Genomic DNA, 5,580 nt, shown 5'->3' on the forward strand with positions numbered 1-5,580 from the left:
GTGCCGTTCAGCGTCCAGTGGCGTGCAATCGTACCGAAGCGGACGGTGCTGCACGTTGTCGTCAGGTCATCAAAGTAAAAACCAGTCTGTGGTTGAGCAGAGATTGGTACTTGCCTAGCCAAACATTGTCCAATCAGTTTAGAAATTACTTAGTAATGACGAATAAATTATAATTTGCTCTCGGTAATTACGCTTTCGACGGTCGAAAAGATTATCTTTCTTCTGTGCGACAGGCATCTCCACGCGGCTATTCGGCCGGCTCGACGCCGGAGATCGCTGCGCGTCGCGAGCATCCCGCACCTTCGTCGGAAATCCCGGCCCTGTTGAATGGCCCCCTTGGCGGTTCACGCGAAGGCGGGACGGTCTCGGCTGCTCGGTGAGGACGGCACGAAAGACGGTCGAGGACGTCCATGTCCCGTTTCCGCAGGGAAATCCTAGGAACGGAACGATGAATGCGCCGACGTCTCCGAACTCTTGGGTCGACGTCTCCGATCTCTTGGAATGCAGAGGGAAACGGGTACGGTTCGATGACGGTCGCTCCCCAACCCTCGGAGGTTCCGGGATCGGGCATCGCGTGACGCCGATGAACGATGGCAGGTCCGCGACCGCAGAAGGACATCCGATGGCCCGCCGCTTCGTTACCCTCGACGTGTTCACGGAGACGCCGTTCGCCGGCAATCCCCTTGCGGTGGTCCTCGATGCGGACGGGCTCGACGTGGGGGCGATGCAGAGGATCGCTGCCGAGTTCAACCTCTCGGAGACCGTGTTCGTGCTGCCTCCCGACGAGACGCGGCGCAAGGCGCGGCTGCGCATCTTCACGCCGACCCGCGAACTGCCCTTCGCGGGCCATCCCGTCATCGGCGCCGCGGTGCTGCTGGCCCTGCGCGACGGGCGGGCGGGGCTCGCGGATGCCACCGCCTTCGGCCTGGAGGTCGAGATCGGCGTGATCCCGTGCGTGGTCGAGACCGCCGGGGGGAGAGGGCGCGCGCGCTTCACCCTGCCGCTGCTGCCCGCCTATCTCGAAGAGGACCCGGAGACGGAGGCCGTGGCCGCGGCATTGGGGCTGGCGCCGTCCGAGATCGGCTTCGGCCTCCACGCCCCGAGTCGGCACAGCGTCGGGCCGGCCTTCACCTTCGTGCCCCTGGCCTCTATCGCCGCCCTCGACCGGGCACGGCTCGATCCGGCCGGCTTCGCCGCACTCGGCGAGACTTCCGCCCTCGGCCAGCCTTCCGCCCTCTACCTCTATGCCGTCGATCCCGACGGGATCGGCCATCGCTACCAGGCGCGGATGTTCGCACCGCATCTCGGCGTCGCCGAGGACCCGGCCACCGGCTCGGCGGCGGCCGCCTTCGCCGGAGTCATGATGCAGTTCGAGCCCCTGGGCGACGGCACCCACGAGGTCGCCATCCGACAGGGCATCGCCATGGGGCGGCCGAGCGAGATCGGCGTCCAACTCGTGATCGCGTCGGGCGCCCTGCACACGGTGGAGATCTCCGGCGCGGCCGTTCTCATGAGCGAGGGGACACTGCTTGTCTGACGGGTTCGCGTGGGCCGCGGTCGACCGCATCGAGGCCCGCTGCGTCCCGTACGACTGGCCGTGGGCGCGGCGGGAGGCCGCGTTCATCGCGAGAAACTGGGAGCGGCGGCTGGCCCTCGGCTCGGTGATCTTCGACGGCCGGGTGCTGCTCGCCTGCGGCTGGCGCGTCGCGGGCGGCACCTGCACCGTGGAGCTGTTCGAGACGCCCTACTCGCACTTCCTCGGCCACCGCGATGCCGGCTCGCCCGACAGGAACGTGCGGAACGCCTTCGCGGCGATCGTGCCGCGCTCGGCCGATGGCGCCATCCTCCTGGGGGTCATGGGCGGCCACACCGCCAATGCCGGCCAGGTCTATTTCCCCTGCGGCACGCCGGACCGGGACGACGTCGACGCCGACGGGACGGTGGATCTGCCCGGCAGTGCGATCCGCGAGTTCGCGGAAGAGACCGGCAAGACGCTGCCGCCCGACGCGCCGCAGAGCTGGACGATCCTGGAGGGGGAGGGCCAGCTCGCTCTCCTGCGTCCCGTCGCCTTCGCCGAGACGGCGGACGCCCTGCTCGCCGCGATGGAGCGCCACCGCGCGGCCGAAGCGGAGCCCGAACTCGCCGGCTTCCTCGTCGCGCGCTCGGCGGAGGATGTCGAAGACGCCAGGATGCCGGCCTTCGTGCGGAGCTACCTGGCTCGAGCGTTCGGCCCGTGAGCGCGGCTCACGAGTAGCCGTAGCGCGATTTCGCCGCCGCGAGCAGGCTCAGCGCATCGCGGTCGCGCCCGGCGGCGCAGGCCTGCGCGGCCACGCTCAGATCCGCCTGGAAGCGCTCGCCCACCGGCTTGTTGAGATTGCCGGTGGCGACATCGCTCTCGACCACGGTCTGGGTCCTTGCGATGGCCGGGCCGCAGCCGGTGCTCGGCAGGAGCGGGGCCGGTGCCGCCGCCACGGCCGCCACCACCGGCGGGGCGCTCGCCGAAGGCGTGCAGGCGCCCAGCGCGAGGAGGGATGCGAGCCCGAGGCCCGCCTTGCGAATCGTCATGGGCTCAACTCCTCGATCACGGACCCGAAAGCAGCGCGGCGGGGTTGTGCCGCCGCGCTTCGCCCGGGTCAACGTCGAGGATTGGGTACGAGGGCGCCTATTTCGCCTTCTCGGCGATGGCGGCGAGGCCCGAGGTGTAGATGCCCTCGATGGCGTCCTTGGCGACCGCATCCGGGGCGCCCTTCGCCTTGAACGTGCCGGTCCAGGTCACCTTGGAGCCCGAGCCCGACGGCATCACCGCGAGGGTGGAGGAATAGTCGGAGACCGGAAGCGGACCCTCGACGATGGCGTAGGTGTAGCTCATCGCCTTGTCGTCGCGATTGGTCTGCGACTCCACGATGGTGCCGCCGCCCTTCAGGCTCAGGGTGCGCAGCATCGTGCTGCCCTTGGTCGAGGGCACGCATTTCTCGATGGCCGGGTGCCAGCTCCCGATTCCGCAGAAATCGCCGATGGTCGACCAGACCTTGGCCGGCGGGGCGGCGACGTCGATGGACTTCATGACGTCGATGGCGAAGCCCGGCACCGTACCGGCGACGAGGGCGAGGACGGGTAGGGCGCCGAGGCGCAGGGCGTGACGCAACATCGTGGGTGTTTCCTTCGAAGTTTCTTTGCGAGAATTTTTGTCGGCACGACGGATTATTCCGTCGCCGGCTTATGAGGCCGGTCTCTCAGCTAGACCGCAACGGCGCCGTGGCAATGGCCCGGGCGACCGCGACCCCGTCAATTACTTGTCAACGTTCTGTCGGGGGGCTAGGGATGCGGCTCACGCGCACGCCCCCACGTGGTCGGGCGTCGATTTGCCGGAGAGACGAGCCTTGGCCAGCGCCGGCTCCACGCACCGCATCGCCGAGATTGCCTTGGCAGAGGCTGCCCCGGCGGCATCGCGGCCATGCGCGCTGCCCGCGCTCCCCGCACCGCTCCTCCTCCTTAGCTGCCCCTGAGGGCCGTCCGGGCGCTTGCGCCTGGGTTCTCAGGGGAGCGTTGTCCGGCTTCAGCCCTCGCCTTTCCGGCGAAGCGGCGCCGACCCTTCGATTTCCCAGGCGCCGCCTCCTTTGCGAAGCTGGCGCGCCGCGACAGGACCCTGACCCGATGACCATCCCCGCCCCGACCTCGCAGCGCGATCGCGTCCTCATCTTCGACACCACCTTGCGCGACGGGGAGCAGTGCCCCGGCGCCACCATGACCCTCGACGAGAAGCTCGCCGTCGCGGAGATCCTAGACGCCATGGGGGTCGACATCATCGAGGCGGGCTTCCCGATCGCGTCGAACGGCGATTTCGAGGCGGTCTCCGAGATCGCGCGCCGCGCCAAGCGCGCCACTGTCGCGGGTCTCGCCCGCGCCATCCCGGCCGACATCGCGCGGGCCGGCGAGGCGGTGCGCCACGCCCGGCGCGGGCGCATCCACACCTTCGTGTCGACCTCGCCGATCCACCTCGCCCACCAGATGCGCAAGACCGAGGACGAGGTCGTCGAGATCATCCTGCGTACCGTGGCCCAGGCCCGCGACCTCGTCGAGGACGTGGAATGGTCGGCCATGGACGCCACCCGCACGCCGATCGACTATCTCTGCCGCTGCGTCGAGGCGGCGATCCGGATGGGCGCCACCACCATCAACCTGCCCGACACGGTGGGCTACGCCATGCCCGGCGAGTACCGCGCGATGTTCGAGGCCGTGCGGACGCGCGTGCCGAATGCCGACAAGGCGGTGTTCTCGGTGCATTGCCACGACGACCTCGGCCTCGCGGTGGCCAACTCGCTCGCCGGGATCGAGGGCGGCGCCCGGCAGGTCGAGTGCACAATCAACGGCATCGGCGAGCGCGCCGGCAACGCGCCGCTGGAGGAGGTCGTGATGGCGATCCGCACGCGCGGCGACGCGATGCCCTACGAGACCGGCATCGAGACCACGATGCTGACGCGCGCCTCGAAGCTCGTCTCCCACGCGACGAACTTCCCCGTGCAGTACAACAAGGCGATCGTCGGCCGGAACGCCTTCGCGCACGAGAGCGGCATCCACCAGGACGGGATGCTCAAGCATTCCGAGACCTACGAGATCATGACCCCCGCCTCGGTAGGCGTGGCCAAGACCGCCCTGGTGATGGGCAAGCATTCGGGACGGGCGGCCTTCCGCGCCAAGCTCGACGAACTCGGCCTGTCGCTCACCGACAATCAGATGCAGGACGCGTTCGACCGCTTCAAGACGCTGGCCGACCGCAAGAAGCACGTCTACGACGAGGACATCGAGGCGCTCGTCGACGAGAACCTCGCCACGGCGCACGACCGCATCCGCCTCGTCTCGCTCTCGGTCATCGCGGGCACCCGCGGCCCACAGCGCGCCACCCTGAAGCTCGCCATGGACGGTGGAGTCGTCACCGAGGAGGCGGAGGGCAACGGACCCGTCGACGCGGTGTTCAACGCGATTCAGGCCCTGGTGCCGCACGAGGCCGAACTCGAGCTCTATCAGGTCCACGCGGTGACCGAGGGCACCGACGCCCAGGCCGAGGTCTCGGTGCGCCTGAAGACGTCCGAGCGCAGCGTCACCGGGCGCGGCGCCGACCCGGACACCCTCGTGGCCTCGGCACGCGCCTATCTGTCGGCCCTGAACAAGCTCTCGGCCACAGCGGTGCGCCTGCACGCGCAGGCCGCGGCAGCCTACTAAAGGTTCTGCCGCGGCGCGGCCTACCGAGGCTCACGAATTTCGCGCCCGGGGGTGGACACTCCCGGGCGCCTTTGCTATCAGCCGCCTCCTCACGGAGCGGCTTGGTGGTCCCTCCGGTTGCCGCAAGGCAATGGGTGCATAGCTCAGTTGGTAGAGCAGCTGACTCTTAATCAGCGGGTCCAAGGTTCGAACCCTTGTGCACCCACCAATCATTTCAACGACTTAGCCGATTTGTGAGACACCGTTTCGACACGGCGTCACCGGCTCATTTCGACATACCTTCCTTCTTCGTTCGCGCGTCCAAGCGTTTCCGCGCTCCCGCTTGCCGTTGCTTCGGGGTCGCTTGCGCGTACCTGAGCA

General features: G+C 68.5%; 5 protein-coding genes and 1 tRNA gene. 4 read left to right on the forward strand and 2 right to left on the reverse strand.

The genetic code is table 11. The features are described from left to right. Positions 1-622: 622 nt before the first annotated feature. Positions 623-1,537: a PhzF family phenazine biosynthesis protein gene (locus tag ACFE7U_RS17170; protein WP_375410926.1), complete on the forward strand. Its 915-nt coding sequence runs from the start codon at positions 623-625 to the stop codon at positions 1,535-1,537. After that, positions 1,530-2,237 carry an NUDIX hydrolase gene (locus tag ACFE7U_RS17175; RefSeq protein ID WP_375410927.1) on the forward strand — a complete coding sequence of 236 codons (708 nt, stop codon included), beginning with the start codon at positions 1,530-1,532 and terminating at the stop codon, positions 2,235-2,237. Before ACFE7U_RS17170 ends, ACFE7U_RS17175 begins: the two co-directional genes overlap by 8 nt. 7 nt (positions 2,238-2,244) lie before the next feature. On the opposite strand, the gene ACFE7U_RS17180 is transcribed toward ACFE7U_RS17175, so the two are convergent. Both ACFE7U_RS17180 and ACFE7U_RS17185 read right to left on the reverse strand, forming a co-directional pair. Continuing rightward, positions 2,245-2,565: a hypothetical protein gene (locus tag ACFE7U_RS17180; RefSeq protein ID WP_375410928.1), complete on the reverse strand. Its 321-nt coding sequence runs from the start codon at positions 2,563-2,565 to the stop codon at positions 2,245-2,247. 97 nt (positions 2,566-2,662) lie between these two features. Continuing rightward, complete coding sequence (locus ACFE7U_RS17185) at positions 2,663-3,148, reverse strand: SRPBCC family protein (RefSeq protein ID WP_375410929.1); 486 nt, start codon at positions 3,146-3,148, stop codon at positions 2,663-2,665. 506 nt (positions 3,149-3,654) lie between these two features. Here ACFE7U_RS17185 and ACFE7U_RS17190 point away from each other — a divergent pair. Continuing rightward, positions 3,655-5,220, forward strand: a complete 1,566-nt coding sequence (locus tag ACFE7U_RS17190; RefSeq protein WP_375410930.1) for a 2-isopropylmalate synthase — start codon at positions 3,655-3,657, stop codon at positions 5,218-5,220. Positions 5,221-5,352: 132 nt separating this feature from the next. Further along, positions 5,353-5,428 (forward strand) — tRNA-Lys (locus tag ACFE7U_RS17195). Positions 5,429-5,580: the final 152 nt, after the last annotated feature.

The sequence above is a fragment of the uncultured Methylobacterium sp. genome (assembly GCF_964251405.1).
In the GTDB taxonomy this organism is placed as follows: domain Bacteria; phylum Pseudomonadota; class Alphaproteobacteria; order Rhizobiales; family Beijerinckiaceae; genus Methylobacterium.